Raw genomic sequence first — 25,217 nt, 5'->3', positions numbered from 1 at the left:
CCAGAGCGCAGGCCCGAAACGACGGGCGGAACAGCCAGGCAACTCGCAGCAGGGGTTCGGTCGAGGCCCACGCAGTCGGACGACAGCCCACAACACGCCACGGCAGGGCGCCGGAGCGAAGGGGGAGGTCACTGAAAGCGTGGGTTAGCGAACGGAGATCATGGACGACGCCGTGAAGCGCCGATTGGAAGAGTAAACCCGTGCCGAGCTCGGAGGCAACTCAAAGTGCCCGAGCCGTCGCGAGGGCTACCAGTACCGGCGAGAGGAGGGCGCGACGGGAGCGGGGGACGGAGCGGGCACTGGCTCGATCATTCCGCATGCGAGAAGCCGCTCGACAGCCACCTTGACCTCCTTGGCGGTGGTGCCGCAGCCATCGAGGTTGCGCACGGCCTCGGGGATCGTTCGATCTCCCTCGCCAAACTCCACGAGGAAGAGCCCATCCTCGGGAGACAGTCCACGGGGGGTCCCCCATCCCGTCCGGGCCGCGTCGAACTGGGCACGTCCCGAGCCTGACTGGGCCTCCTTGACCATGAGCGTATACGCCTCCTTGGCCTCGATGCCCTTCGGGGAGAGCCTGAACTTCTGCGCACGCCCGAACCGAACCTTCTCAACGTTTTCATCACTCATGTCGCACCTCCGAGGACAGGCTGCCCCATGCGCTTGAGCCAACGAACATGGCTCCTCAGCGCCGCACCCAGGCCTCGCTGTGAGCGGTAGCGGACGCCGTGCTCCCGACAGGTCTGCTCGACGATGCGCGAGAGCGCAGGGTAGTGCAGGTGGCTCACGCGCGGGAAGAGGTGGTGCTCCACCTGGAAGTTGAGCCCACCCAGATACCAGCTGAGCAGCGAGTTGCCCCGCGCGAAGTCGACCGTCGTCTCCACCTGGTGCACCGCCCACTCGCGAGGGAAGGTGAGGCTGTCTCGCGGCACCTCGCGGAACTCCGCCTCCTCCACGCAGTGCGCGAGCTGGAACACGGTGGAGAGCGTCACCCCGAGGACGAACGACGTCAGCGCATAGCCGAGCGCGACCTGCCAGAGGGGATGGAAGAGCGCCGGCACCACCAGGGCCCAGCCGATGAACAGGACCTTTCCGCCGAGCACGCCAGCCAGCTTCCACCCGGTGGGGCGCGGCATCTTCTGCTGTCCGATCCGGCCGGAGATCAGGTTCCTGAAGTCATCGATGAAGTGCCACTTCAGAGGGAGGAGCCCGTAGAGCACCCAGATGTAGAAGTGCTGGAAGCGGTGGGCGCCAGAGGAGCGCTGGCCCGGAGCGAGCCGGCACAGGGGCTGGATGTCGATGTCCTCATCGAGCCCGGTCACGTTGGGGTGGCTGTGGTGGAAGATGTTGTGCTTCCAGCCCCACACATAGGAGGAGCCTCCCACGACATCCTCGACCCTTGCCTTGAGCTGCTGGTGAAACCGCCCTGATTCCAGGAACTTCGCCTTCGTCGCTTGCGACAACGTCCACCCGCTCTCACGCCACCGAGGTCACCGCTGCAGGCAGGGCGCCGCCGAGTGAATCCCGGCGCTTCCATGGTCTGCTCGGCGAGCCATCCCTCCGTAACACATCCGCGAGGGAGCAAACTCCCTCATGCGCAAGATGGAGCTATGGGCTGCTCTGTTGCTCGAGCTTTACCAGGTCTCGCTTGACCGAGGCGGCGAGTGAGTGGGTCGGAGCCAGGGTCAGGAAGGTCTTGTAGTGGCTGGTGGCCTTGTCGCCCCGGCCAGGGATCGACGCGTACGTGGCACCGGCGAGCAGGTGACAGTCCGCGTCCTGCGAATCGAGGGAGATGCACCGCTCGGCGAAGATCGCTGCTCCGTCGTACTGCTTCTTCTGGAAGAGGCGCAGGGCCTGCTCGAAGACGCGTTTGACCTCTCCGGCCTTGGGAAACGCCAGGGCATAGGGCGAGGGGCTGGTCCACTCCAGGCCCGCGCCCGACTGGACGATGCGGATCTGGAACTCACCCTGGTTGTCGGCGGGGTCATCATCGATGAAGCCGCAGAGCAGGCTGCTGGCCTTCGAGAGGTTCAGGCTCGACTGCGTCGTCAGGAGGAACTGCTGGTCCTGGGGCGGCACCGGTTCCTTGCCTCCCGGGCTCTCCCCGCTCGCGGCGAGCCCGACGCAGCCGATCTGCTCCAGCGCACCGCCCGTGGCTCCCCGGGTGAAGGCACCGTTCTCGAGCGGAACCAGGGTCAGCTCATAGGTGGAGGTCGGGTCCAGGTTCTTGAGCTCGAAGGCCCGCTCCAGGCTGGCTGTCGTGTCGGGCCTGACCGCGAGCCGCTGGCGGGTCTTCGCCTGGACGTTCTCCACGAGCACTTCGCGAGGGCGGGACTCGGCGTGGAGCGGGCCGAGCAGGAAGACCTTGAGCTCCTGGGCGCCCTTCACCTGCACGGGCCGCTGGGAGAGGACGCCCACGCCATCCTTCGCGCGCAGCTCCGCGCCCGACAGCCAGAAGAACAGAGGGGCCCTGCCGTGGGGAGGCTTGGGCTCGGAGATGCGGTAGGTGGCTCCCGGCTCCAGCGAGAGCTTCTGCGCGACGTCGCCGATGTTGATCACGTCCTGCCGCGCATCGAGCCGGATGGCTTCGACCGGGTATGAGGCCGAGGCGCGAACATGGGGCGCTTCAGGCTCTGGAGTTGAGGCGGGCTCGGGTGTGGCCTCCGGTGGAGCCGTGTCTTCGGGAGGCGGCTGCGGTGCCGGCTCCACCGGCGGAGGTGCGACGGCAACCTGGGGCGAAGGCGGCACGGTGGGAGGAGGCGCGGGCGCATCGACCATCGCGGGCAGCGTGGCCTTGATGAAGGCGACGGCGAGGATGGCTCCCGCGAGCGCCGCACCGAGCCCCACGCCCAGGTAGTGCGCCAGGCGCGAGGGCTGGGCGGGCAGCGGAGCCGGGGACGGAGTAGGAGTGCCCGGGGCAACCGTGGGGGACAGCCCAGGCGAAGAAGGGGACGTGGCGAGCTGCCCCTTCCACTGGGCCAGCTGCTCCCGGAACGACTGGGGCACCTGTACCTCGTGGCCCGTGCTGAGCAGATCCTCTCGGAAGAGCTCCTGGACGAAGTGGGAGAGCGACAGCGCGGAGAAGCGTGGCGTCGTGCTGTAGAGGAACTCCGCCAGCGCGTCTCCGAAGGCGTTGCTGGACTCGTAGCGCTCGTCGCGATGGATGGACAGCGCACGCATCACGATGGCGTCCAGCTCCGCTGGCAGGGAGGGGTTCAGCACGGAGGGGCGGGGGAACTCACCCCGGGCCAGCTTGGGGACCGCCACGTACGGAGGATCCACCACGGGCATCCGGCCACAGAGCATGTCGTAGAGGACGATGCCCGTGGCCCACACGTCCGTGCGCGCATCCACCTGCTCGCCCCGGGCCTGCTCGGGAGAGAAGTAGAGGTACTTGCCCTTCACGATCCCCGGCTCGGTGTCGAACCCGCGCAGCTGGCGCGCCTTGGCGATGCCGAAGTCGACGATCTTGACCTGGCCCTCGTAGCTGACGAGCACGTTGTCCGGGGCGATGTCGCGGTGGACGATGCCCAGGGGCTGGCCGGTGGCATCCTTACGGGTGTGGGCGTAGTGCAGGCCCCGGCACATCTCCAAGGCGATGAAGGTGGCGATGGGGGCGGGAAGGGTGCCCAGGCCCGAGCGGCGCGCGCGCTTGGTGATGCGGTGGAGCGGCTGCCCGTCCACGTACTCCATGGCCAGGAAGTAGTCCCCGCCCACCCGGCCGAAGTCGTAGACCTGGGCGATGTTGCCGTGAGACAGCGTGGCGGAGATGCGCGCCTCGCTGATGAACATGGCGATGAAGGCCTCGTCGGTGGCGAACTCGGGCAGCACCTTCTTGATGAGCACGGGCTTGGTGACGCCGGCCTCGCCCAGCAGCCGGGCGCGCCAGGTCTCGGCCATGCCGCCCCGACTCAGCTGGGACTCCAGCGCATAGCGGCCGAACTGTTCACCCGTTTCCAGAGACATGGGGCGGGTATCCTACTACCCGGCGGGTCTGGGCGGCACGGACGCCCTGGAAAATCCCCCCGAAAATGCCGTGTCAGGCGCGCCGCGGGCCTCGCGTCCTTCCAGGCATAGGCGAGACGGTGATGGCGACACGCCGCGCTGCTCGCGAACGCTTTTGAAGCGCCCGGCCGGAGAGGCCATACAAGCCCTCATGTTGGTTCGACTCCAACTCCCGTCACCATATGACGGGATAGCCTAATGGATAGGCACTCGATTTCGACTCGAGACGTCAATCGGCTTCCCCACTCGGGCGTTTCAATCTTCTTCTGACGAATCCGCGTCCGGCCGAAGAGGCCATACAAGCACTGGGAACTCGAAGTCGCCGGTTCGAATCCGGCTCTCCCGACTCCATCGGGAGATAGCTCAGAGGTTAGAGCGCGAGTCTGAAAACAGGGCTTCTTCACTCGGGCGCTTCCTTCCTTCCATCACCCGTTGCTGCGGAAAGGTTCGCGCGACAGGCCGTGTTCGAGGAGACTCCCTCTCGGAGGGATTCCCATGAACACCCCGCGCAACCCACCGCTGCTGCCCGAGGCCCAGCTGGGCCCCGCCGAGAAGCTGCTCGATCTGGTTCTGAGCTCCTCGGCGCACCTGTGGCACAACCGCCCCGGCCTCAGCGTCCGCAACGTCTGGCAGCCTGCTCCCAGGAAGCGCGGCGTCGCCGTGCCCGCCAACGCGGTGCGTGTGCCTCCCGGCCTCTTCGTCCCGGCTGCCGTCAACCTCTACCGGCGCCTGCTGGAGATCTACCAGCTCAACCAGGACCTGATGGCGCACTTCTCTTCCTACGCGCTCACCCAGACGGAGTGGCGCGACCTCAAGGTCGCCTGCGCCGCGCTGATGCTGGTGCAGAGCCGCTCCGGGCAGCCGGTGCGCGAGGAGGACGGCTCCGTCGCCTTCCACGACGATGACTTCCGCTCCATCGGCGAGGCGATGCTGCTGCACTACGAGAAGAAGTCCACGCGCATGCTCACGCCCAAGGCCGTGCTTCGCGTGGCCGAGCTGCTGGAGACGCCGGAGATCGCCGCGCTCAACCGCAAGGCGGGCTTCGCCGACCCGGGCTCGAAGAAGCCGCCGCTCGGGCGCTGGAAGCGAGCGGCCACCCGGTGGCTGGCGATCCGCGAGAAGAACCCGGCCATGCTCACCGGCCTGGTGAAGGCAGGCTTCAAGGAGACCATCAAGAAGATCGCGCGCAAGGCCGGGTACAAGCCCGAGTCGCAGGCGTTCTTCGAGATCCTCGGCTGGAAGCAGAAGCAGGCGGCGGGCGGACACCGTAGCGTGGGGCTCACCAACCTGAAGCTGGCCAAGAGCGAGCGCTTCGACGGGCTCTCCGAGGCTGAGATCTGCGAGGCCATCGAGTCGCAGAAGCTCACTTACAAGGAGGTGGTGGGCCGGCTGCCCAAGGACGTGGGGCTCACGCCCGCCATCATGGTGGCGCTGCTTCCCTCGCTGTCCGACCGGGACATCCGGATGCTGACGCCCACGCTGGAGGAGCTGGGGCTGATGGCCGAGCCGGAGATCCGGGCTCGTTGGGAGAAGGCGGTGGCCGAGTCCACGGACCAGCGGGCGCTGAACGTGGCGAAGAACGTCCGCAACAAGGAGCTACGAGAGAAGCTGGAGGAGGCCGCCGACAACGCCGCGCGCAAGGCCGTCGCCGAGGCAACGACGGAGGCGGATGTGCGGGTCATGTTCCTCATCGACAAGTCAGGCTCCATGGAAGGCGCCATCGAGCAGTCCAAGGAGGCGCTCACGCGCATCCTCGCCGGCTTCCCGATGGACAAGCTGCACATCGCCACCTTCGACACCGTGGGCACGGTGCTTCGTCCCAAGGCGCCGTCGCGCACCGCCGTCCAGCACATGCTCAAGGACATCAAGGCCAGCGGCGGCACCATGCACGCGGCGGCGGTGCGCGCGCTGCACCAGGCCGGCGTCACGTTCCCTCCCACGGCGCGTCTGGTGACCATCGTGGTGGGCGACGAGGCGGGCGAGGCGGGTGACCAGTTCGCTCGCGCCTTCCGGGACTGCGGGTACGCCGTCTCGGCGCTGGCGATGCTCGTCTCGGTGTCCCATGCGCGCGGCAGCACGGTGAAGAGCGCCGCCAACCAGCTCAAGGTGCCCTTCAGCGAGGTGTCCGTGGACAGCTTCAATGATCCCTATCAGGTGCCGCGGGTGCTCAAGGCGCTCCTGGACGCGCCGGTGGCCGCCGGTGGCGCGCCGCAGTCGGGCTGGGTCGAGCGCGTGATGCGCACGCCGCTGCTCCAGCTCACGCCGACGGGAGCCATCGTGAAGAGCGCTACCGCGTAGGAGGCAGGCGTGGACTACCGGAAGTTCCTGGGCAAGGAAGAGGAGCGGGTGCTGCCGTACTTCGGCGGCGCCTTCCTCCACGCCGCGGACCGTCGCCTGCGGCTCGCCACCGAGCCCGCTACACCCGGCTGGTACCGGTTCCGCATCAAGGGCCGTGACGCGACCGCCCTGGGGCCCGCCGAGCCCGAGGCCCTGGAGGCGCTGCCCTCCGTGCGCGGGCACCTCGTGGGGGAGCGGCTCGTGCGCGAGGGCTCCATCGCGGAGCGCGTGCACTTCCTCCCCGAGGAGGAGCCTGCCCGGCTCACGCCCTGCAGGACCCGGCGCTGGCACTCCGGTGAGCTGCTCTTCGACTCGCTCGACTTCGAGAGCGAGGCGGAGGAGGCGGCGCGGCGGGCGCTCGAGGAGGAGGCCTCGCTGGCCCAGGTCAAGGGTGTGCCCGCCACGCTGCGCTCGGCCTTCGCCTTTGCCCTGCTGGAGGGGGTGTCACGCCGGCTCCGCATCCCCGCGGCGCCCGCGGAGCTGCGCCCCCATCTGGGGACTGTCGCCGAGCAGGGGCGCCCCGAGGCCGAGCGGGTCCTGAGGGCTCTCGCCGACGAGCGGGCTCTGGCCGAGCGCGAGATGCGGGAGCTGCGCATGCGCCAGGATGAGCAGCGAAGGCGCGAGGAGGTGGTGGAGCGAGCGCGCCAGCACGTCCAGGCTCAGGCCCAGCGCCCGCCCCAGGCCCAGCCCGGGGCGCAGGCGCAGAGGGGAGGGCGACAGCGGCGCGTCTGGGAGGAGGATGCGATGGCTCGCGCCGAGCTGGCCCTGGAGGCCGCCGGGGCGAGGATGCGCAGCGCCCGCGTGCTAGGCCGTGACAACCTGGAGGTCATCTTCACCTTCATGGACGAGCGCTTCATCTCCGTGGTCAACATGGCCACGCTCCAGGTGGTGGACTCCGGCATCTGCCTGGGTCACCCACCCAGCGACAACCTCGTGACGCTCGAGAGCCTGCCGTCGGTCATCAAGGAAGCGATCGATACGGACCGCCTCGTCATCCTCCGGCATGCGTGAGGGCTCCGAGATGCGACGCGAGGTCTGCTTCCTCATCGATGGCGAAGGGCGCATCCTCTGGAGCGATGCGTCCACCAGCCCCGTCTCGCTCCCCGACTCGCGGGCCCGGTGGGAGGCCATCTGGAGCCGCCGCGCGCAGCTCGCGGAGATCTCCCACAGCCACCCCGTGGGCCCTCTGGCCTTCTCTCACGAGGACGAGACCACCATGGAGGCGCTCATCGTGGCGCTCGGCACCCGGCCCCGTTTCTCCGTCGTCGCTCCGGACGGGATGATCGTCCGGGATCGCGACGGTCAGGAGGCCCGTGTCGCCGAGGAGCCATGGTGGACCCAGCTGCTCCGGCTCGCCTCCGGCATGGCCCAGCCCGGCGGCGCTATCAGTCCGCCCGAGGCTCCCTCCGAGTAGGCCTGGGGCAATTATCCGGGTGGGGCGCCGCTGACCCGGGAACCCACGGAACATCAGAATTCGCGCAAAGATCCAATTTCACCGTCTCGACGCAAATGAGTTCAGACACTCATTTCAGAGAGACGTGCGATGGCACAGAGCGCGACGAAGCGGATCCGGCAGGCCGTGCTGGCCACCTTGCTGTTCACCACGGGCTGCGGAGGCCTGGCCCCCACCGACGCGGCGGAGGTGGGAGCGTCCCGGACCCGCCTCTCCACCCCTGGGGAGGCCCTCTTCCGGCAGGAGACCTTCGGCGGCAACGGGCGCACCTGCGAGACGTGCCACAGCCTGGCCACCGGCACCGTCTCTCCGGCGGAGCTCCAGTCGCGCTACGCGAGCAACCGGAACGATCCCATGTTCCGCGCCCTCGACAGCGATGATGGCGTCACGGGCCTGACCTACCTCCGGCTGCTCAAGGACGCGACCATCCTCGTGTCGCTCCCGCTGCCCTCGAACACCCGGCTGCTGCTCAACCCCTTCGCCTCCCAGGTCACCGTGGCTCGAGGCATCCCGAGCACCCTCGACACCCCCGCGCTGGATCCCGTGCTGATGGCCGATGGCCGCGAGCCCACCCTCACCAGTCAGGCCCACAGCGCCATCATGGGGCACGCCCAGGCCAGGCGGACGCCCACCTCCGGGGAGCTGGCGCAGATCGCCTCCTTCGAGCAGCAGCTGTTCTCCTCCCAGGCCATGCGGGACTACGCGGACACGGGTGTGGCTCCGGCGCTCCCCGAGGGCAACACCGAGTCCGAGAAGCGGGGCCGCGCCTTCTTCCAGCCCGACGGCGCCTGCGGCCAGTGCCACAGCGGTCCCCTGCTCAACGAGACGGGGCCTCGGAACCTCCTCGGTCAGCCTCCCGGCTCCCGCTTCTCCAACGCGTTCGTCTCGGAGACCAACCTCGCCTTGTATCCGCTCCAGACGTTCCTCATCCGGCGCCCGGATGGGCTGTCCGAGGTTCGCGTCTCGCCCGATCCCGGCCGCTTCCTCATCACCGGCCGCCTCGAGGACTTCAACTTCTTCAAGATGGGCTCGCTGCGGAACATCAAGAACACGGCGCCCTACTTCCACGACAACGTGGCCAAGACGCTGGGCGACGTGCTGGACCACTACACCGCCGTCCTCGCTCCGCGCGGCATCCTCCTCAGCCCCCAGGACAAGCAGGACATCATCGCCTATATGAACCTGCTGTGACGGCTCGGCTTCCTGGCCTCCCGGACCCACCGGCCATGCAGGATCGATGTCGGATCCCGACCCGAGATCTGTAGAATGCGCCGGCTGGCGATATCAGGCCCGCGGAGGCAACCATGAGCGGCGAGGACGACAAGACGCAGTACAAGGTGGTCATCAACCACGAGGAGCAGTACTCCATCTGGCCCGCGGACCGTGAGAACGCCCTGGGCTGGAAGGATGCCGGTAAGCAGGGCACCAAGGACGAGTGCCTCGCCTATATCAAGGAGGTCTGGACGGACATGCGCCCGCTGAGTCTTCGCAAGCGCATGGAGGAGCAGAAGTCCAAGTCATGACGGTCGCACACGGCGGGACGGGGCCGACCAGCGCGGCCACCAAGGCGTGGTTCCCGTATTGGAAGCCCCAACCTGGAGCTCGGCTGCGCCTGTTCTGCTTCCCGTTCGCCGGGGGCTCCGCCTCCGTCCTCCATCGCTGGGCGAGCCTCGGCCCCTCCGTGGAGGTGATCGCCGTCCAGTACCCCGGGCGCGAGACGCGCTTCCATGAGCCTCCCTTCCGGAGGGTCTCCGCGCTCGTCGACACGCTCGGCCCCGTCATGCTGCCCCTGCTGGACCGGCCGTTCGCCTTCTTCGGCTACAGCCTGGGCACCGTCATCTCCCTCATGCTGTCGTACTGGCTGCGGCGCTCGGGCGCTCCCTCTCCGCGAGGGGTGATGATGGCCGCCGGCCTGCCGCCCAAGCTGTGGCGGCCCCGCAATACCTACACCCTGTCGGACGAGGGCCTCATCGGGGAGCTCCGCCGCTATGGCGCCGCTCCCCCTCAGGTGCTCGCCAACCGGGAGCTCATGGAGCTGCTGCTGCCCATGGTGCGCGCCGACTTCGAGATGCTGGACACGTTCGTCCACCCCGAGGAGGCCCCGCTCTCCGTGCCCATGGCCGTCTGGGGAGGCACGGAGGACCGGCAGCCCACCCCCGAGTCCCTGCAGACGTGGCGCGACTACACCACCCAGGACTTCTCGCTTCAGATCATCCCCGGCGGTCACTTCTTCATCCACTCCGCCGCGGACGTGCTGCGCGAGGCCGTGGAGCGGACCCTGAGCCGCTGGTTTCCCGCTCCAACCTGATACGTCGGGTCCTCACATCAGATAGCGCTGGACGGATGTGGGCGACCTTCCCGTGAGCGCCACCCAGAGCGCGTTCAGCACCGCCTGCAGCATCCCCGGCGCCGTGCCCTTCTCCACCAGCGCGATGCCTCGCGTGCCCGGCAGCAGCCGGGGCGGATGGGCCGTGTGGAGCACGCAGGCGACGCGCGGGTCCTCCTCCTTCATCCGCTCCAGCAGGCTCAGCCCGTCCTCCTCGGGCAGGCCGTAGCCGCTGACCACCACCGCGGGCTCGTGGGCCCGCAAGAGGTCCATGGCCTCCTCCGCGCTGCGCGCGAAGTGCTTGGGACCTGGCAGGTCTCTACTGGCCCTGCGCAGCGCCGCCAGCCACTGCGGGTCCTGATCCACGAAGAGAAACGAGGGCAGCTTCGTTCGCACCATACCGATCACACCTCCCCGGGCAATGTGACTCACCTGGTCAGATTGAATGAAGCCTACCCGCCGAGTTCTTGGAAGCCAACCCTGCAAGTCATATCGACATAGGCGAACCCGTTGGGTTAACGAACATGGAAAAGACCCTCGCCTCCAGGCTCGGAGGGGCAGCACGCCTCGCCCGACAGCGCCTCAATCTCACGCAGGCCGACGTCGCCGAGCGCATTGGCATTGCGAGCGAAGTCTATGGTCGTCTCGAGCGCGGCCACATGCTCCCGAGCATCCAGACCTTTCGCCGGCTGTGCGTCGTGCTCTCCATCTCCGCGGACGAGGCGCTCGGCCTCAAGCCCTCCCAGGACGTGAAGTGGGTCGCCGAGCCGCCCTCGGACCATGGAGAGCCCTCCGAGCTGCGCCGGCTCATGCGGCGCGCCCGCCAGCTGGACCGCAGCTCCATCCGGCTGCTCAGTGTCCTGGCCGCCAACTTCCGCCCCAGTCGGGGCGGCAACAACGGCTGACCTCCCTCCGGGGTCGGCTCAGGCTCCTGCCGGCCCTGGCTCCTCGACGAGCCGGGTCAGACGCTCGCGCAGTCGCCGCGCGGAGGGGAATCCGTTGAAGAGCACCACCTGAGGGTGGGCCTCCAGCGCCTCCCGCTCCTCGCCCCGTGCCAGCGCCCGGTCCACTCCCAGTAGCAGCCCCGGGTCCGGTCTGGAGCGCAGCTCCCGGAGCCTTCGCTCCAGTGGCCCCGCATGCCACGCGTGGAAGAGCTCCAGCGCCACCTCGCGCCGCTTCTTCCGGTGGCGGAAGGTGAGGTCCGGCACGCACAGCCCGGCGGCTCCCATGTGGCGCGGCAGCGGCGTGAGGTCCAGCTCCCACTCCGCGTCCTCGAAGCCCTCCGCCAGCGTGGCCACCTCGGGCGGAATGTGGCCGAGCGCCGCCGGCAGCAGCGACACCAGCGGATCCCGGTGGTCCAGCACCAGCGTGGCCCGCTTGCGGGCGCTCGCCTCTACCTCCGCCATCAGCTCCCAGCGCTCCAGCACCGGCACCACCGAGAGGAAGCTCGCCAGCTGCAGCCCGTACTTCTTCTGCAACGAGAGCAGTGCCCCTGGACCTTCGACTTCCAGGGCCCAGTCCTCACCGTCTCGACGCACCTCCGCCACCAGCCGGCAGAACTTCAGCCAGCGCAGCAGCTTCCTCACGCGCAGCAGTTCCGGTGACCGCGCGCGCAGGGTGAGGCGTCTTGCTCCGAGCAGCGGGCCCTGCGCCAGCGCCAGGTTGTAGCGATCCAGCAGGTCGGGTGGCGTGAGGACCTCCCAGCCCAGCAGGCGACGGTGACCTGGCAGGTCCGCATAGAGCGCCTCGCGGATGTCGGGCAGCGGCGCCGGCAATGCCTCCGCGAGCCGGGCCTCGTACGCCTCCACGGATGCGTCCGGGGGCAGCTCGCGCAGCACCCGCGCGGCGAGCTGGAAGCGCTCCCAGCGTGTCTGCGCCACGCCTTCCACGGCCTCGTCGAACTGCGCCCGGTCCAGCAGCAGCTTCACCAGCCCTCTCGCCACGCGGGGACGGGTGAAGGCGCCGGCCCTGAGCGAGAGCGTCTCCTCCACGTCGTCCCGCGTCTGGCCCTTCGCTCCGTCCACCTCGGCGATGAGCTCCCGGGCCAGCGCCAGCAGCTCCGCATCGTCCCGCTTGATGAAGGAGGGGCGCAGCCTTCCCTCCCGGACTCGGAAGAGCAGCAGGTCCCGGGTCAGCACGGCTCGCTCTCCTGGTAGGCCCGGTGCTGCCTGCGCCGCTCGCTGATGCCGCTCTCCGCCGTCTGCGCCGAGCACACTTCGTACAGGAGCGCGCGCTTTCCCGGCCGCTGGCGGAGGATGCGTCCCAGCCGCTGCACGTGCTCGCGCACACTGCCGCTGCCGCTGAGCACCACCCCCACGCGCGCGTCCGGTACGTCCACGCCCTCGTTGAGCACCTTCGAGGTGAGCAGCACCGGCAGCTCTCCGCTCGCGAAGGCGGTGAGCAGGGCCTTGCGCTCGGGCACCGTCGTGTGGTGCGTGATGGCCGGCAGCAGCAGGCGCCGCGCCAGCGTGAACACCGTCTCGTTGTCCTCCGTGAAGACCAGCACCCGGTCCTCCCGGTGCTTCATGAGGATGTGCCAGAGCACGTCCATCTTCGCCGAGGACGTCAGCGCGATGCGCTTCTGCTCGCGGTAGCCCCGGTAGGCCGCGCGGCCCTCGTCGCTGCGCTGGCTCTGCGCCAGGAACCTCGCGAAGCCCTCCGGCGCCGCCAGGGAGATGCCGTTCTTCCTCAGGAAGCCGATGTAGAGAGCGCGCGCCTCGTCGTACCTTGCCTTCTCCTCGGGGCTCAGCGGCACCTCGATGCGCTGCACCTCGTACGGCGCCAGGTAGCGCCCCTGCAGCTCGCGGATGTCCACGTGGTACACCCGGGGGCCCAGCAGCTCCTCGCAGACGCGCTCGCCTCCGTCCGTGCGCTCCAGCGTCGCCGACAGCCCCAGCCGGTACGGCGCCAGCGAGCCCTCCGCGATGAAGCGGTAGCTCGGCGCTGGCAGGTGGTGGCACTCGTCACAGATGAGCAGGCCGAAGCAGTTGCCGTGGAACTCCGTCTGCGCCGTCGCCGAGTCGTACGTCGTCACCGTCAGCGGCTGCCGGTCCATCACCCCTCCGCCCAGCAGCCCCACCTTCACCCCCAGGTGCTTCTCCAGCACCTGCTGCCACTGCGCCATCAGGTCCAGCGTCGGCACCACCACCAGCGTGGGCCGCTTCAGGTGCGCGATGGCCAGCACCGCCAGCAGCGTCTTGCCCGAGCCCGTCGGCAACTCCACCACCCCCCGGCTGCCCGCCTGCCGCCAGGCCTCGAGCGCCTCGCGCTGGTGCGGGAAGGGCTCGATGGGGACCGTCAGCTTCAGGTCCACCGGCTCGAAGCGCCGCGCCCGGTCCTCGTACGGCTCGCCCAGCTCCCGCAGCCGCAGCACCGCCTCCCGGTAGCGCCAGGCCGCCGCCCGATATACCCCTGTACGGGCGTCTTTCTGGAAGAGCGCCCGCAACCGGGCATCATCCGGGAGCGTGGGCGCAACCAGCGTGCCGCAGTCGAAGTGGAGCTCCGTCGCCATCCGTAGAACCTGGTGAGTAGCCTTTTCCACGCCCCGGCGCCACTCCCTCCAAGGGTGGAACAGGGGCATGTCAGACCGGTGTGCTAACGGCCCAGGCCCTCTATGGCCCTCGTTCTTCCCCTCGCTCTGCTGGTCGTCGGCTGCCTGCTCGGTGTCGGCCTGACGTGGCTGCTCCTCCAGGGGCGCCTGAATCACGCAACCCGGCTGGTCCGGATGGAGGGGGAGGCCGAGCGTGCCACCCTCGCCGAGCGCCTCCGAGGCCGTGAGGCGGAAGTCCAGGAGCTGCGCCGCGCCCTGGACGCCGAGCGCCTGCGCGCCCGCCAGCTCCAGGAGTCCTGCTCCGAGCTGGAGGTGCGGCTGTCCTCGCTCATGGCCGCCAGGACCGAGGAGCGCAGGGCCATGGAGGAGAAGCTGGAGCTGCTCACCGACGCTCGGGATGAGCTGGCCCAGTCCTTCAAGGCGCTCTCCGCGGACGCGCTGCGGATGAACAGCCAGTCCTTCCTCGAGCTGGCCCAGCTCCAGCTCTCGCGCTTCCAGGAGGGCGCTCGCACCGACCTGGCCCAGCGCGAGCGGAAGATCGAGGAGCTGGTGAAGCCCCTGCGCGAGTCCCTCGAGAAGGTGGATGTCCAGGTGGGCCAGCTCGAGCAGGCCCGCGCCCAGGCCTATGGCGGGCTCGCGCAGCAGCTCCAGGCGCTCGCCTCCACCCAGGAGGCCCTGCGCGCCGAGACGGCCAGCCTCGTGGGCGCCCTGCGCGCTCCCACCGTGCGTGGCCGGTGGGGGGAGATCCAGCTGCGGCGCGTGGTGGAGATGGCCGGCATGGTGGAGTGCTGCGACTTCGTCCAGCAGGAGACCGTCACCAGCGAGCGCGGGCGCCTGCGGCCGGACCTCGTGGTGCGCCTGCCCGGTGGGAAGAGCGTCGTCGTCGACTCCAAGGCGCCGCTCCAGGCGTACCTCGAGGCGCTGGAGGCCCGCGATGACGCCACGCGTCTGGCGAAGCTGCGAGAGCACGCGGCCCAGACTCGCGCCCACCTCAAGGCCCTGGGCGACAAGGCCTACTGGGAGCAGTTCCCCTCCGCCCCCGAGTTCGTGGTGATGTTCCTGCCCGGCGAGACGTTCTTCAGCGCCGCCCTGGAGCAGGACCCCGCCCTCATCGAGGCCGGCGTGGAGCGCCAGGTCATCCTCTCCACCCCTACCACCCTCATCGCCCTGCTGCGCGCGGTGGCCTACGGCTGGCGCCAGGAGAACGTGGCTCGCAATGCCCAGGAGATCCGCGAGCTGGGGCGCACGCTGTATGACCGGATTCGGACACTCGCCCGGCACTTCGCGGAGCTGGGCAAGAACCTGGACCGCGCCGTGGACGCCTACAACACCACCGTGGGCTCGCTGGAGGTGCGCGTGCTCCCCGGCGCCCGGCGCTTCAAGGAGCTGGGCGCCGCGGCCGGAGAGGACCTGCCCGGCCTCCCCACGCTGAATTCCGGAACCCGCTCGCTGCGCGCCCCCGAGCTGGACCCTCTCCTCGCCGAGCAGGCAGGACTGCCCGAAAGCTGAACCCGGGCTTGCCCGGAGCCTGGGGCTGCGGTTACCTGCTTCCCTCCATGCGTCACGTCCTCGTCGTCAGCCCACACCGCGCCTCGCGCGATCTGCTCCAGCGGTTCCTCGCGGAGCCCGAGGTGAAGGTCCGTGCTGCCGAGGATGCGGACGCCGCGCTCTCCTCCATTGCCTCCACGCCTCCGGCCGTCGTCGTGGTGGACCTGCGCCGACCCGACGAGGACCACCCCCTCTTCCTCGCCCTGCTGCGCAAGCGCCACCCCGGCCAGGCCGTCATCGCGCTGGTGCCAGGGAGCCTGCGTGTCTTCGACGGCTCGCACGAGCGCGTGCGCGATCTGCGCAGCGTCCCCGAGTCCGCCGAGGGCCTGCACCAGGTGCTCTGCGCGCTCAAGGAGTCCCTGGAGGAGGTGCTCGCCCAGCACCTGCTGCGCGTCTTCCGTCCGCCCGTGGGGCAGGCCTGAGCGGCGTACCGGTCCGCGGTCAGTAGACCCTGATCTCCAGGGGGACCTCGACGTTCAGCAGCAGGCCTTCCGTCACCTGGAACTTCACGGGGAACGTGCCTCGTTCGTTGGGCGTCCCCGAGAGCGTCGGCGGATTGGCATCGAGCCGGATTCCGCCGGGCAGCGCGCCTTCCTTGATGGTCCAGGTGCCGTTGGCGCTGGGGTTCGTCCTCAGCACGTACTCATAGGGAGTCCCCACGCGCCCGTCGGGCAGGGACTGGGTGGAGACCACCGTCGTCAGCACCAGCGGCGGTGACTTGATGGCGAGCTTCAGCTCTCGCTCCACCACCTGCGGCTCCTCGGGATCCGAGTCCTTCACCTGGACACGGAAGACGTAGGTGCCGGTGGGGCCGGGCGTGCCCGTCACATTCCCAGTGTTCCCCAGCCGGAGATCCGGGTGGGAGTTGCCGCCAGCGATCGAGAAGGAGTAGTTCCCGATTCCTCCGGTGGCGGTGATCGTCTCGATGTAGGCGGTGTTCTGGTAGCCGTCCACGAGGGTCCCCGGGCCCGCGACTCGCAGCTGGGGGCGCACCCGCACGTCATAGGTCGCGCTGCGCTGGACGGAGGGGTCGCTCGAGTCCGAGACCTCGACGGCCACGCTGTAGGTGCCGACCTGCAGCGGCTTGCCCGAGAGGACTCCACCATCGAACGAGAGCCAGGCGGGCAGCTCTTTCGTGGACCGGAACTGGTACGGCGGCGTGCCCCCCCGCACCTCCAGCGGCGCCGAGTAGGGGATATCCTCGACTCCTAGCGGGAGCTTCGCCGTCACCAGGGTGAGGGGGCCTGCGTCCACGCCCCCATCCGTGCCTGCGTCGACCCCCGAGTCGGTTCCCCCATCCACGCCCCCATCCACGCCGCCGTCCTCGTCCGGCCCCGCATCCGGCAGCGGGAGGGGAGGCTCCTCGATGGGGCAGGGGCCCAACGCGCCACAGTCGGGCAGGCAGCGCCCGGCCTCCTTGAGACACGTGAAGCCCGGAGCGCACATGTCGTTCTCGGCGCAGGTCGCGAAGCGGTTGAGATCCGGGTCGAAGCGGCAGGAGGAGACCAGTCCCGCCGCGCACAGCAGGCCCAATCCCAGCATGGCCAGACGCGAGTTCATGGCAGCTCCCACACGAAGAGAATGGCGCCTCCCGCGCCCAGCACGGCCCCGGCCCCCGTCAGCCCCGTGGCGAGCTTGCTCTGACGCTCCCCGCGGCGCAGCCCGTCCGCGAAGCAGCGGCGGAACTCCTCGCCCTCACCCGCGCATCCCCCATCTCCTTGAGAGAAGCGGCGCTCCGTGGATCGCGCCGCCATGCCGAAGCCCACGCCCGCCGCCAGCGCCGCCACGCCCGTGCCCATGAGCACCACCGGCCAGGGGCGCAGCTTCTTCTCCTCCGTCCGCCGTGTCTTCACCCTCCAGAGGGGCTCGAAGGCCTTCTGGGCGGCCTGCTCCATGCCTGCATCCCGCTCCGGGACCTGGAAGGTGCTCCGCGTCTCCTGTCCGTCGGCCGCCACCAGCACCAGCGCCACGGTGCGCTCGCCTCCCAGCCCCAGCACCCGTCCGCGGACGAGCCACCGGGCGCCGAGCGACTTCACCTCCGCCGCGCGGCAGGTGGCCTCCGTGCACACCTCCTGCTGGCCCGCCTGCGCGAGCAGCCGCTCCACCGTCTCCTTGCGCGACTCCAGGCACACGCCCGCCATCTTCGCCACGGCGCGTCGGACGGCCTCCTCCGTGCGCCGGGCCTCGGCCCGCGGCAGCGCCACCGTGTCGAAGGGCAGCAGCACCAGCCGCTCCCCCTCACATGGAAGCCCTGGCGGGGTCGCGCCGAGGCTCAGCATCAGCGCCAGGGGCAGGAGCATCACGGCGAGAGGTCGGGCCCGTCATTCATGGCGACCGGTGTCTCCCCCTGGCTCGCCACGTAGCCGCTGTAGAAGCGCGGGCCGAACGCCACGCTGAAGAGCTTGTCGCGGAAGGCCTCCTCCACGGGCCCACGGCTGGCCACCGCCGAGGCGCTCCAGGAGAGGGCGCCAGCGTCCACCACGGCTCCGGCGCGGCTCATCGTCAGGCGTGTCTCCCGGCCCGCCGAGCGCAGGAAGTAGCTGCGGTCCGGCGGCAGGGCCACCACCATGGGGCGCTCACGCTCCTTGTGGAAGTCCGCCACGCGCACGCCCCGGGTGTCCTCCACCCACATGCGTCCGCTCGTCCCCTCCGGCACCAGCAGGTAACCCAGGCCCGAGCTGCGGCCCAGGTCGCTCAGCGGAGCGCTCCGGTCCAGCGGGGGCGGCCGCGCGAAGATGTCCAGCCGGCCGCGCACGTCCTCGATGCCCTGGCTCGCGGCGGCGATGAAGGCGGTGAGCTCCGAGTACTCCACCCGGCCGTCGCCGTTCACGTCCGCCGCGCCCGCCAGCGCCGAGCGCACCTGGTGGCTGAAGACGCCCGCGGAGATGGCGCTCCACTCGTGGCTCTCCTGCGCGCTGGAGGTGGACAGCACCACGCCCACCTGCGGGAAGCGATCCAGCTCGCGCGAGGCCAGGTGCTGCGTCACCGCCGCCGTCTGCGCCGGGCCGATGGGCAGCCCGCCTCGCGCGTTGACGAAGAAGTACGAGTCACACGCATCCACGATGAGGTGGATGAAGCTGGCCGGGCTGGGGGTGATGACCTGCGAGTAGAGGTCGGTCCGGGTGAAGGGCCCGTCCAGCAGGCTCACCGTGCCCTCGCCCGCGGCTCCGCGCTGCCCGTGGCCCGTGAAGATGAAGTAGAGCACCGGCTGCCTGCCCGCCTCCCGGTCCTGCTTCATCTGGCTCGACAGGCGCGTCAGGGACTCCTTCAGCGTGGCGCGCGTGGGCGGCTGGGTGCGCGCGGCCAGGCCGGGGTGGCGCGCCTGCGTCTCCGCGTCGAGCACGCTCAGCAGCACCGTCTCCTTCGCCTGCGGCGCGAAGAACTCGTAGTAGCGCGCCCCGTCATCGTCCGCGTACCGCAGCGCGGCCTGCTTCGGGTCCAGGCTGGCGTTGTTGGCGATGATCAGCGCGTAGGAGACGCGCTCGGGCGTGGCCGCCTGGGCTTGCCAGGGCAGCGCGAGCCCCAGGCCCAGCAGCAGGGACCAGAGGCTCAGGGGAAGGGAAGCGCGGGGCAGGGACATGGGGTCGTGTGCTCGGAGCGCAAAAAGTGGCTTTTAGACTGCCATTTTGCAGTGACGCGATCCACCCGGGGTCACGAGTGACAAGGGGAGAGTGACGGCGGCTGAACGCCGCTGCTATGTGGCTGGGATGGCGTGGGAGTGGGACCAGGAGCGATTGCGGCGCTTCCGGGAAGGCGCACCGGAGGTGTTGGGAGAGGTGTATCGCGCGCACGCCGAGCCGCTGGCTCGCGCGCTGCGGGCGGTGGCCTTTCGTGGGCGCGGCTTTGCCCACCTGCAGGGCGCGCTCGAGGTGGAGAACACCGTGCTGGAGACATTCGCACGAGCCTTCGAACCCCGGACGCGCCTGGCGTACGACGGCGTGCGCCCCTACGCACAGTTCCTCATGGGCATCGCGCGCAACGTGGTGCTCGAGCAGTCCCGCACGCGCGAGGTGGTGGCGGGGCTGGGGCCGCAGGATGAGGGCACCACGCTGGACTGGGAATTGGGCCACGCCTCCACCAGTGGAGAGAGCCTGGAGCAGCGGCTCGAGGACCAGGAGGTGGAGGCGCTCCTGCGAGAGTTCAAGGGCGGCCTCACGCCGGAGGAGCTTCAGCTGTTCGAGCTGCGCTTCACCGAGGGACTGGCGCAGGAGAGCGCGGCCGAGCGCGTGGGGCTCACCCGCATCCAGGTGCGGCGGCGGGAGAAGGGCCTCAAGCAGCGGTTGCTCGGCTTTCTGCAGACGCATGGCTACCTGCAGGGCATCCAGGCGAAGGGCTGGGGTTTCCTGAAGGGGAGGGGCGACGAATGACGTGCAAGAACCTGGAAGCGAAGGCCGCGCTCGAGGCGCTGTTCCTCGGGGAGCTGGATGCCGAGGGCCACGCCCGGCTGAGCGAGCACGCACGCACCTGCACGGAGTGCCGCGACGCGTATGAGCGGCTCTCGCGGGTGGAGTCCTCCCTGGAGAAGCGCGTGCTGCCGCGGGGGCGCGAGGCGCTGCTCGAGGCCCGGCTCATGGCGCGGGTGCAGGCCGCGGAGCGGGCCGCGGCTCCGGAGCGTCGCTCCTTCTGGGACTGGTGGAAGGTCGCGCTCCCGGCGGTGGCGGTGGCCGCGGTGGCGATGTTCGTGGTGCTCCCGCGAGGGCGGAACGTGGCGCCGGCGGACGGTGAGTGGCAGGCGCGCAGTGGCTCGGGGGAGAGCGCGTTCGGCGTGCGCGCCTTCTGTGTGTCTCCCGAGGGGAAGGTGCAGGGCGAGGCTCAGCCGGGCGGCAGGCTGGCATGCCCCGAGGGCTCGGCGGTGCAGTTCAGCTACACGGCTCCGGCGGGGGCGCGGCTGTCGGTGGCGGCGAAGTCTCCCTCGGGCGAGGTGCTCCAGTTCTTCCCTCGCGAGGGCGAGGCCGCGCCGGTGACGCCGGGCGTGGACGTTCCGCTCTCGTACAGCACGCCGGTGCAGGGCGGCTGGCTGGCCGGGCCCCTGGAGGTGCGGGCCCGCTTCGTCGATGAGAAGGGACAGACGCTGGGCGAGTCGGCGGTGACGCTCACTCCGGCCAGGTGAGCGCCGTCCGCGGGCTCACAGCCGCAGGCGATAGCCCAGGCTCGCGGCGAGGAACCCGCCCACGTTCACGTTGCCCGTGGAGAGGAAGTCCACCTGCGTGAAGTGGTAGTGCGCCTCCAGGAAGAGGCCGCCCGGGCCCAGGCGCAGCTCGGCGCCTCCGAGGAGCTGGAAGCCGAGCGTGCCTTCCTTCTCCACCGTCGTTCCGCCGAAGCCCTGCGCGGTGGCCTGGTGCAGGTAGAGGCCCGGGCCCAGCCCCGCGTACGGGGTGAGCGAGCCGAGCGCCCCCTCGAAGCGGTACACCGCCGAGAGCAGCAGGGCCATCTCGCGCTCGGTGAGCCGGTAGTTCTCATCCCCTCGGGTGAGCAGCGGATCGCTGAGCGTCCCGGACACGTCGGACTGGTGGATGTTGCCCTCCAGCACGATGGCCAGCCGCCGGTCGAGCAGCGGCGTGAGGTAGCCCACCTCCACGGCGAAGAAGGGCGCTCCCGAGAGCGGAGTGGTGCTCTTGAAGAAGCCGACCTTGGGCGCCAGCAGGATGCTATCTCCCTCGGAGGCAGGCTCGGCGGGGGCCGGGGCCTGGGCGAGGACGAGGAGCGCGAGGACAGGAAGGGCAGTCATGGCGAGGTGGCTCCCTAATAGATGATGCGCTCGAGGGTGTTGGTCGGTGTGCCCCCCGCGTCATTGGGGAAGCCACCCGCGGCGTAGATGAAGGCCCGGAACAGCGTGCTGCCCGCCAGATAGCGCGGGCCTCCCTGCTGGTAGGCGTTGATCGCGGAGCTACCCAGCGTGCCGTCGAAGCTGGTCGCCGCGAGGCACTTGCCCGGATCGTTCCCGTTGCCAGGGCAGACGAAGCCGGAGTTGAGCTTGAACCCGGTCCCACCCGTGCTTCCCGCCTGGAAGAGGTAGTTGGCGATGACCTCCGCCCATCCTCCATGCGTTCCGGCGGTGTTGTAGGTGGCCGCGCTGAAGGCGGGCGTGGCGATGGGGCCGCCGCTGTTGCGCACCTGCGCCACCTCGATGATGCCGGTGCCCGACAGAGGCGCTCCACCCGCGTCTCCCCCCACTGCCAGCAGCCACGCATCCTGCGCGTTGTCCGGTGCGGCCGGAGTGAAGGAGCCCGGCGCGGTGGAGGCGTCCGCGAAGGCGAGCGAGTGTCGCTGGCGGGCTCGCGTCATGTTTCCGGCCACCGCGAAGGCTCCCAGTTGCGGGCCGTTGAACGTCGCGCGCTCCACGCTGGAGAGGAGGGCTCCAGCGGACGACGGGCAGTTGCCTCCCGCCGTCGAGCAGAAGCCGCCAGACACGTACACGCTGTCGCCTGCCACTCGCGCCGCGGCATTGCCTCGCTCCACCGTGAGCTGGGGCATGTTCGTGCGCACCCATCGCCCCAGGGCTCCCGGCGGCAGGGGCCGGGGCGCATTGGCGGCGGGCGCCTTCGAGCCCGTGTCCGTGTAGCTCACCTGCGGCAGGGGGGAGCCCGTGCACGCGGGAGTCGTCGGGGCCGGGATTTCCTCCAGCAACCGCTCGGCCCCCGAGGTCTCGTTGACGGTGGCGGTCCGATAGACGCGGTACTTCACCGCGCCGGGAACGCACGTCCACGTGAGGCGAGCCACGTTGAGCGCCGCGTTCGACTTCACCGGGTGCTCGTCCGAGGGCAGCGTCTCGCCGTTCGGGTTCTCCGGATCGCTCGCGCCGAGGACGGCGGACACGCGGTAGTACCAGGTGCCGGGGGGCAGCGCGGTCCCTTCCTGGGTGAGCCGCTCGGGCGGGGTGAGCGCCGGGGCGTCGGAGAGCTTCAGCACCTGCGCGCGCTCCACCGTGGAGAGCGCCGTGCCGTCGGAGCGCACTCCTCCCAGGACGAAGACGTAGGAGGTGTCGTTCGGCACGGTGCGCACCACGGCGGTGAGTCCCCGGCGTGGCTCCGGCGTCTCTCCTTCGGTCCCCACGCCCAGCGGTGTGCGCTCCAGCGTGTGGAAGGTGCACGTGGGGCCCGTGCAGGTGCCGCCGACATCCCCGAAGAGCGTCACCGGGGCGACCTCCACGGAGGCCAGGGTGTTGGTGCCGTCGGTGCCCCCGAGCGCGTACAGGAAGGGCTGCCCCAGCTCATCCGTGGCCAGCACGAGCGGGAAGTCCGCGCGTGCCGTGGCGAGCCGCGTCTGGAGGGCAGGCCCCGGCGTCGGGTTGGCCGCCGGGTTGGTGACGATGAGGCCCGAGTAGTTCGCGTACGCCGGATCCGCCGTGTTCTGTACCCGCACCACGAAGAGCCCCGCGGTGAGCTGCAGGTCCGCCGTGGCGGCCACCTGGGTGCCCGTGGTCGTGAACTCGGCACACTGCGCGGCGGCGATGAGGGGGGGCACCCGCGCGCTCAGGCTCGTGGCGCTCGCGGTGCCGGTGGCGGGCAGCTCACACGCGAGCACATTCCCCGTGGCGAGCTGCTTCAGCAACTGGACCTTCGCGCCCGTCCCGAAGCTCCTCCCGGTCACCACCAGCGGCGTGGTGGCATCCAGGCCGCGCGTGTCGATGGCCGACGGCGAGATGGAGTCGATGACGGGCGGCTCGCTCCGCAGCACGGTGAAGCCGCTGGCGGCAGGCACGCTCCCCACCGCGCCGCTCGTGTCCGCCACCTTGAGGGCATAGGGCCCGCCAGGAACGATGCCGGTCGGGCAGTCCGCCGCCGTCAGCGGCAGGGCCTCGTTGCCCGAGCACGTGGGCACCACCGCGGTGATGATGGTGGACGAGACGAACGCCACCCGGTTCAGCGGGATATCCACCATCTCCGAGGGCGCCGTCTTCAGCGGGGCCACCAGGAACGCCTCGGGCGAGCCTCCCGCGAAGGCGCGCTGGTCGCCCGTGGGCGCGTTGTGGATCGTGATGGCCTGGTTGCGCCGCTGCCACCCGAAGCGCGGCTCGATGGTGAGCAGGCCCAGCTGCGAATAGGTGATGGTGAGGGCCCCAGGCAGCGTGAAGGAGCAGCCCTCGGGGTTGGTGAGCTCCAGGTCGTAGGTGCCCTCGGGCGTGCCTTCAGGCAGCTCCGTGAGCAGGCGCGTGGGGGACTCCACGGTCGTCGTGAAGAGCTCCACGTCCGGGAAGCCGGCGCGCGTCAGCCGCATCGCCGGGAAGGTGTTCGGCTGGAAGCCGGTGCCCTCGATGACCAGCGGGCTGGGAGCCACGAAGGTGAAGCCCTGGGGCGCCGTCACCCGCGTCACCACGGGCGGCGGGACGACGATGAGCTGGTCGGCCAGCTCGGCCGTGCCGCCCCCGAGATTCCTCACCGACACCGCATACGTGCCCTCGGGCAGCTCCGCGGGAGGCGTGGTGTCCCGGGTGGGGATGTCCAGCAGGAGCAGCGTCGAGTCCCGATAGGAGACGCGGTCCCGGTCGAGCGTCAACGTGACGGGGCCCTTCAGCGTCACCTCGGGCATGCCGACCGTCGGCGTGTCGGTGAGCACGTCCTGGGGCACGGGCGTGAAGCGCTCGCCGAGCAGCTCCAGGCGCCAGCCCCGCTCGTCTCCCTGCGCGTTGCACATGCGCGCCGGAGCGGTGTTGCGCTGACGGGGGTTGATGGTGCCGGTGATGCTGGGAGTGGGGCCCTCGGTGGTGCGAGAGCACCCGGCGAGGACGAGCAAGGCTGCGATGAGGTGCAGGCGCATGGGGGATCTCTCTGCTCCGACAGACCTCTCGGCCGTCGGGGCGGTCACGGCTCGGGTCAGGCGTCCAGTTCAGTGGAGGAAGGCGCGGTCCGCGGACGGCTCCTGGGACTCGGCCACCTTCAGGGGGACGAGCTGGCTCAGCCGCTCGCGGTCCACGAGGGTGCCCTGCGTCGGGAAGGAGAGCCCCGTCGAGGTCCACTCGGGGATGAAGAGGATGGGCTCGGCCATGCCGTTGTAGCCGAGCTGGACCAGCTGATCCTCCGCGAAGGTCTGGCAGCGCTTCTCGCAGCAGGTGAAGACGGCTCGGACGCGGTAGAGGCCCTCGGCCAGGAGCGGCTCGAGGTGCTGGGCCCACTGCGGATCCGGGAGGGTGGTGCCGTGTGAGTGCCAGCGCGCGCGGTTCACACTCCAGCCGCTGGGCAGGTAGAGGCCCGGGCCGGGATCCCCGTGGTTGTGGAAGTAGACGAGGCGTCCCTCGGGGATCGAGGAGCCGAGGGCTCGCCGGGTTCGGTACAGCCCGCAGGGCGGGAGACTGGACATGGGGCGAGTTCTAGCGCGCCCGGCTGCCGTTGCGGCGACCAGAGCAAGCAGCCTGGTTGCGGTTCTGGCGGTGTTTTCTGCCCTGTTTCCAGTGCCCCTGGACGGGTCTGGAAGTTTTTTCAGAGCCCGGGTTCCGACGGTCCCCTGTCCTGAGGTGCCATGCCGCCTAAATCCTCGAAACTACGAGGAAATGAGGCGGGCAGAGGGGACGGCACGCGGGATGCTAAGGACCAAGGCGTGGGCAGCACGGGGCGGTAAGGCAGGGCGGGTTGGTGGGGTTGGGCGGGACGGTTGGGCGGGGCGGGCAGGACGGGCGGGACGGTGAGGTTGGGCGGGTCGGGGGGCAGGGGGCAGTACCGGTGGTGCAGGGGTGGCGGGTCGGGTGGTGCGGGGCTGTACGGGGTCGGGCGGTGGGGTCGGGCAGTACGGGGCAGGACAGGGTGGGTCGAGCAGTACGGGGCAGGGCGGCGGGGTCGGGGCAGGACGGGGCAGGGCGGTGGGGTCGGGGCAGGACGGGGCAGTACGGGGCAGTACGGGTAGGGCGGCGGGGTCGGGCAGTACGGGTAGGGCGGCGGGGTCGGGCAGTACGGGGCAGGGCGGCGGGGTCGGGCAGTACGGGGCGGTACGGGTAGGGCGGCGGGGGCGGGCAGTACGGGGCAGTACGGGTAGGGCGGCGGGGGCGGGGGGGGCGGGGCGGGACGGGG

23 protein-coding genes and 1 tRNA gene are annotated in these 25,217 nt (G+C 70.2%); 12 read left to right on the top strand and 12 right to left on the bottom strand.

The window, feature by feature from the left end; translation table 11 throughout:
* Positions 1-246 precede the first annotated feature (246 nt).
* The 3 genes from KY572_RS38950 to KY572_RS38940 all read right to left on the bottom strand — a co-directional run bounded on the left by KY572_RS38950 (position 247) and on the right by KY572_RS38940 (position 3,963).
* Positions 247-627: a hypothetical protein gene (locus tag KY572_RS38950; protein WP_224248802.1), complete on the bottom strand. Its 381-nt coding sequence runs from the start codon at positions 625-627 to the stop codon at positions 247-249.
* The gene (locus KY572_RS38945; RefSeq protein WP_224248801.1) at positions 624-1,460 is read right to left on the bottom strand and encodes a fatty acid desaturase family protein; all 837 of its coding nucleotides are present in this window, start codon (positions 1,458-1,460) and stop codon (positions 624-626) included. The genes KY572_RS38950 and KY572_RS38945 overlap by 4 nt, the downstream gene beginning before the upstream one ends.
* A gap of 145 nt (positions 1,461-1,605) precedes the next feature.
* Entirely contained in the window at positions 1,606-3,963 is a 2,358-nt protein-coding gene (locus KY572_RS38940; protein ID WP_224248800.1) for a serine/threonine-protein kinase, read from the bottom strand.
* A 110-nt stretch (positions 3,964-4,073) separates the two neighbouring features.
* Between KY572_RS38940 and KY572_RS38935 the strand changes: the two genes are divergently transcribed.
* From KY572_RS38935 to KY572_RS38905, 7 genes are all read left to right on the top strand, one after another.
* A tRNA-Gln gene (locus KY572_RS38935) sits at positions 4,074-4,183 on the top strand.
* A 314-nt stretch (positions 4,184-4,497) separates the two neighbouring features.
* Positions 4,498-6,300, top strand: coding sequence for a vWA domain-containing protein (locus tag KY572_RS38930; RefSeq protein ID WP_224248799.1), 1,803 nt, complete (start codon positions 4,498-4,500; stop codon positions 6,298-6,300).
* A 9-nt stretch (positions 6,301-6,309) separates the two neighbouring features.
* On the top strand, positions 6,310-7,350 hold the full coding sequence (locus KY572_RS38925; RefSeq protein ID WP_224248798.1) for a hypothetical protein: 1,041 nt from the start codon (positions 6,310-6,312) through the stop codon (positions 7,348-7,350).
* Positions 7,351-7,360: 10 nt separating this feature from the next.
* Positions 7,361-7,753 carry a hypothetical protein gene (locus tag KY572_RS38920; RefSeq protein WP_224248797.1) on the top strand — a complete coding sequence of 131 codons (393 nt, stop codon included), beginning with the start codon at positions 7,361-7,363 and terminating at the stop codon, positions 7,751-7,753.
* A gap of 129 nt (positions 7,754-7,882) precedes the next feature.
* The gene (locus tag KY572_RS38915) at positions 7,883-8,983 is read left to right on the top strand and encodes a hypothetical protein (RefSeq protein WP_224248796.1); all 1,101 of its coding nucleotides are present in this window, start codon (positions 7,883-7,885) and stop codon (positions 8,981-8,983) included.
* A gap of 113 nt (positions 8,984-9,096) precedes the next feature.
* The gene (locus tag KY572_RS38910; protein WP_224248795.1) at positions 9,097-9,315 is read left to right on the top strand and encodes an MbtH family protein; all 219 of its coding nucleotides are present in this window, start codon (positions 9,097-9,099) and stop codon (positions 9,313-9,315) included.
* On the top strand, positions 9,312-10,100 hold the full coding sequence (locus tag KY572_RS38905; RefSeq protein WP_224248794.1) for a thioesterase II family protein: 789 nt from the start codon (positions 9,312-9,314) through the stop codon (positions 10,098-10,100). Before KY572_RS38910 ends, KY572_RS38905 begins: the two co-directional genes overlap by 4 nt.
* Positions 10,101-10,112: 12 nt before the next feature.
* Here KY572_RS38905 and KY572_RS38900 read toward each other — a convergent pair whose 3' ends face one another.
* Positions 10,113-10,517, bottom strand: coding sequence for a response regulator (locus KY572_RS38900; RefSeq protein WP_224248793.1), 405 nt, complete (start codon positions 10,515-10,517; stop codon positions 10,113-10,115).
* Positions 10,518-10,642: 125 nt separating this feature from the next.
* Between KY572_RS38900 and KY572_RS38895 the strand changes: the two genes are divergently transcribed.
* Positions 10,643-11,023, top strand: coding sequence for a helix-turn-helix transcriptional regulator (locus KY572_RS38895; protein WP_224248792.1), 381 nt, complete (start codon positions 10,643-10,645; stop codon positions 11,021-11,023).
* An 18-nt stretch (positions 11,024-11,041) separates the two neighbouring features.
* Here KY572_RS38895 and KY572_RS38890 read toward each other — a convergent pair whose 3' ends face one another.
* Together KY572_RS38890 and KY572_RS38885 are read right to left on the bottom strand one after the other, a co-directional pair.
* Positions 11,042-12,256, bottom strand: a complete 1,215-nt coding sequence (locus tag KY572_RS38890; RefSeq protein WP_224248791.1) for a DUF790 family protein — start codon at positions 12,254-12,256, stop codon at positions 11,042-11,044.
* Positions 12,250-13,629 carry a DEAD/DEAH box helicase family protein gene (locus tag KY572_RS38885; protein WP_224248790.1) on the bottom strand — a complete coding sequence of 460 codons (1,380 nt, stop codon included), beginning with the start codon at positions 13,627-13,629 and terminating at the stop codon, positions 12,250-12,252. The genes KY572_RS38890 and KY572_RS38885 overlap by 7 nt, the downstream gene beginning before the upstream one ends.
* Positions 13,630-13,731: 102 nt before the next feature.
* Here KY572_RS38885 and rmuC point away from each other — a divergent pair, with 102 nt between their 5' ends.
* The gene (gene rmuC, locus KY572_RS38880; RefSeq protein WP_224248789.1) at positions 13,732-15,177 is read left to right on the top strand and encodes a DNA recombination protein RmuC; all 1,446 of its coding nucleotides are present in this window, start codon (positions 13,732-13,734) and stop codon (positions 15,175-15,177) included.
* A gap of 47 nt (positions 15,178-15,224) precedes the next feature.
* Positions 15,225-15,638 carry a response regulator gene (locus KY572_RS38875; protein WP_224248788.1) on the top strand — a complete coding sequence of 138 codons (414 nt, stop codon included), beginning with the start codon at positions 15,225-15,227 and terminating at the stop codon, positions 15,636-15,638.
* 19 nt (positions 15,639-15,657) lie between these two features.
* Here KY572_RS38875 and KY572_RS38870 read toward each other — a convergent pair whose 3' ends face one another.
* Genes KY572_RS38870 through KY572_RS38860 form a run of 3 tightly spaced genes read right to left on the bottom strand, consistent with a single transcriptional unit; the run spans position 15,658 to position 18,796 of the window.
* On the bottom strand, positions 15,658-16,776 hold the full coding sequence (locus KY572_RS38870; protein ID WP_224248787.1) for an Ig domain-containing protein: 1,119 nt from the start codon (positions 16,774-16,776) through the stop codon (positions 15,658-15,660).
* Positions 16,773-17,516 carry a hypothetical protein gene (locus tag KY572_RS38865; protein WP_224248870.1) on the bottom strand — a complete coding sequence of 248 codons (744 nt, stop codon included), beginning with the start codon at positions 17,514-17,516 and terminating at the stop codon, positions 16,773-16,775. The genes KY572_RS38870 and KY572_RS38865 overlap by 4 nt, the downstream gene beginning before the upstream one ends.
* A complete protein-coding gene (locus tag KY572_RS38860) occupies positions 17,516-18,796 on the bottom strand; it encodes a caspase family protein (RefSeq protein ID WP_224248786.1) in 1,281 nt (426 codons plus the stop codon). Before KY572_RS38860 ends, KY572_RS38865 begins: the two co-directional genes overlap by 1 nt.
* A gap of 127 nt (positions 18,797-18,923) precedes the next feature.
* Between KY572_RS38860 and KY572_RS38855 the strand changes: the two genes are divergently transcribed.
* Positions 18,924-19,583: an RNA polymerase sigma factor gene (locus tag KY572_RS38855; RefSeq protein ID WP_224248785.1), complete on the top strand. Its 660-nt coding sequence runs from the start codon at positions 18,924-18,926 to the stop codon at positions 19,581-19,583.
* Positions 19,580-20,326 carry an anti-sigma factor family protein gene (locus KY572_RS38850; RefSeq protein ID WP_224248784.1) on the top strand — a complete coding sequence of 249 codons (747 nt, stop codon included), beginning with the start codon at positions 19,580-19,582 and terminating at the stop codon, positions 20,324-20,326. Before KY572_RS38855 ends, KY572_RS38850 begins: the two co-directional genes overlap by 4 nt.
* A gap of 15 nt (positions 20,327-20,341) precedes the next feature.
* Here the strand turns inward: KY572_RS38850 and KY572_RS38845 are convergent, their stop codons facing one another.
* The 3 genes from KY572_RS38845 to KY572_RS38835 form a co-directional block, all read right to left on the bottom strand.
* On the bottom strand, positions 20,342-20,944 hold the full coding sequence (locus tag KY572_RS38845; RefSeq protein ID WP_224248783.1) for a hypothetical protein: 603 nt from the start codon (positions 20,942-20,944) through the stop codon (positions 20,342-20,344).
* A gap of 14 nt (positions 20,945-20,958) precedes the next feature.
* Positions 20,959-23,973, bottom strand: coding sequence for a hypothetical protein (locus KY572_RS38840; RefSeq protein ID WP_224248782.1), 3,015 nt, complete (start codon positions 23,971-23,973; stop codon positions 20,959-20,961).
* Positions 23,974-24,042: 69 nt separating this feature from the next.
* Positions 24,043-24,513, bottom strand: a complete 471-nt coding sequence (locus tag KY572_RS38835; protein WP_224248781.1) for a hypothetical protein — start codon at positions 24,511-24,513, stop codon at positions 24,043-24,045.
* Positions 24,514-25,217 lie beyond the last annotated feature (704 nt).

Source organism: Hyalangium gracile (assembly GCF_020103725.1).
Taxonomy (GTDB): Bacteria; Myxococcota; Myxococcia; order Myxococcales; family Myxococcaceae; genus Hyalangium; species Hyalangium gracile.
Note: the sequence above shows the minus strand (reverse complement) of the source record. Positions and strands in the feature narration are given on the sequence as shown.

What these genes read in the sequence shown, in the direction of transcription:
- KY572_RS38875 (WP_224248788.1), top strand. Translation starts at nt 15,225, where the DNA reads ATGCGTCACGTCCTCGTCGTCAGCCCACACCGCGCCTCGCGCGATCTG.
- KY572_RS38910 (WP_224248795.1), top strand. Translation starts at nt 9,097, where the DNA reads ATGAGCGGCGAGGACGACAAGACGCAGTACAAGGTGGTCATCAACCAC.
- KY572_RS38895 (WP_224248792.1), top strand. Translation starts at nt 10,643, where the DNA reads ATGGAAAAGACCCTCGCCTCCAGGCTCGGAGGGGCAGCACGCCTCGCC.
- KY572_RS38860 (WP_224248786.1), bottom strand. Translation starts at nt 18,796, where the DNA reads ATGTCCCTGCCCCGCGCTTCCCTTCCCCTGAGCCTCTGGTCCCTGCTG.
- KY572_RS38885 (WP_224248790.1), bottom strand. Translation starts at nt 13,629, where the DNA reads ATGGCGACGGAGCTCCACTTCGACTGCGGCACGCTGGTTGCGCCCACG.
- KY572_RS38900 (WP_224248793.1), bottom strand. Translation starts at nt 10,517, where the DNA reads ATGGTGCGAACGAAGCTGCCCTCGTTTCTCTTCGTGGATCAGGACCCG.
- KY572_RS38840 (WP_224248782.1), bottom strand. Translation starts at nt 23,973, where the DNA reads ATGCGCCTGCACCTCATCGCAGCCTTGCTCGTCCTCGCCGGGTGCTCT.
- KY572_RS38845 (WP_224248783.1), bottom strand. Translation starts at nt 20,944, where the DNA reads ATGACTGCCCTTCCTGTCCTCGCGCTCCTCGTCCTCGCCCAGGCCCCG.
- KY572_RS38950 (WP_224248802.1), bottom strand. Translation starts at nt 627, where the DNA reads ATGAGTGATGAAAACGTTGAGAAGGTTCGGTTCGGGCGTGCGCAGAAG.
- rmuC (WP_224248789.1), top strand. Translation starts at nt 13,732, where the DNA reads ATGGCCCTCGTTCTTCCCCTCGCTCTGCTGGTCGTCGGCTGCCTGCTC.
- KY572_RS38850 (WP_224248784.1), top strand. Translation starts at nt 19,580, where the DNA reads ATGACGTGCAAGAACCTGGAAGCGAAGGCCGCGCTCGAGGCGCTGTTC.
- KY572_RS38835 (WP_224248781.1), bottom strand. Translation starts at nt 24,513, where the DNA reads ATGTCCAGTCTCCCGCCCTGCGGGCTGTACCGAACCCGGCGAGCCCTC.
- KY572_RS38870 (WP_224248787.1), bottom strand. Translation starts at nt 16,776, where the DNA reads ATGAACTCGCGTCTGGCCATGCTGGGATTGGGCCTGCTGTGCGCGGCG.
- KY572_RS38930 (WP_224248799.1), top strand. Translation starts at nt 4,498, where the DNA reads ATGAACACCCCGCGCAACCCACCGCTGCTGCCCGAGGCCCAGCTGGGC.
- KY572_RS38865 (WP_224248870.1), bottom strand. Translation starts at nt 17,516, where the DNA reads ATGCTCCTGCCCCTGGCGCTGATGCTGAGCCTCGGCGCGACCCCGCCA.
- KY572_RS38915 (WP_224248796.1), top strand. Translation starts at nt 7,883, where the DNA reads ATGGCACAGAGCGCGACGAAGCGGATCCGGCAGGCCGTGCTGGCCACC.
- KY572_RS38855 (WP_224248785.1), top strand. Translation starts at nt 18,924, where the DNA reads ATGGCGTGGGAGTGGGACCAGGAGCGATTGCGGCGCTTCCGGGAAGGC.
- KY572_RS38920 (WP_224248797.1), top strand. Translation starts at nt 7,361, where the DNA reads ATGCGACGCGAGGTCTGCTTCCTCATCGATGGCGAAGGGCGCATCCTC.
- KY572_RS38940 (WP_224248800.1), bottom strand. Translation starts at nt 3,963, where the DNA reads ATGTCTCTGGAAACGGGTGAACAGTTCGGCCGCTATGCGCTGGAGTCC.
- KY572_RS38905 (WP_224248794.1), top strand. Translation starts at nt 9,312, where the DNA reads ATGACGGTCGCACACGGCGGGACGGGGCCGACCAGCGCGGCCACCAAG.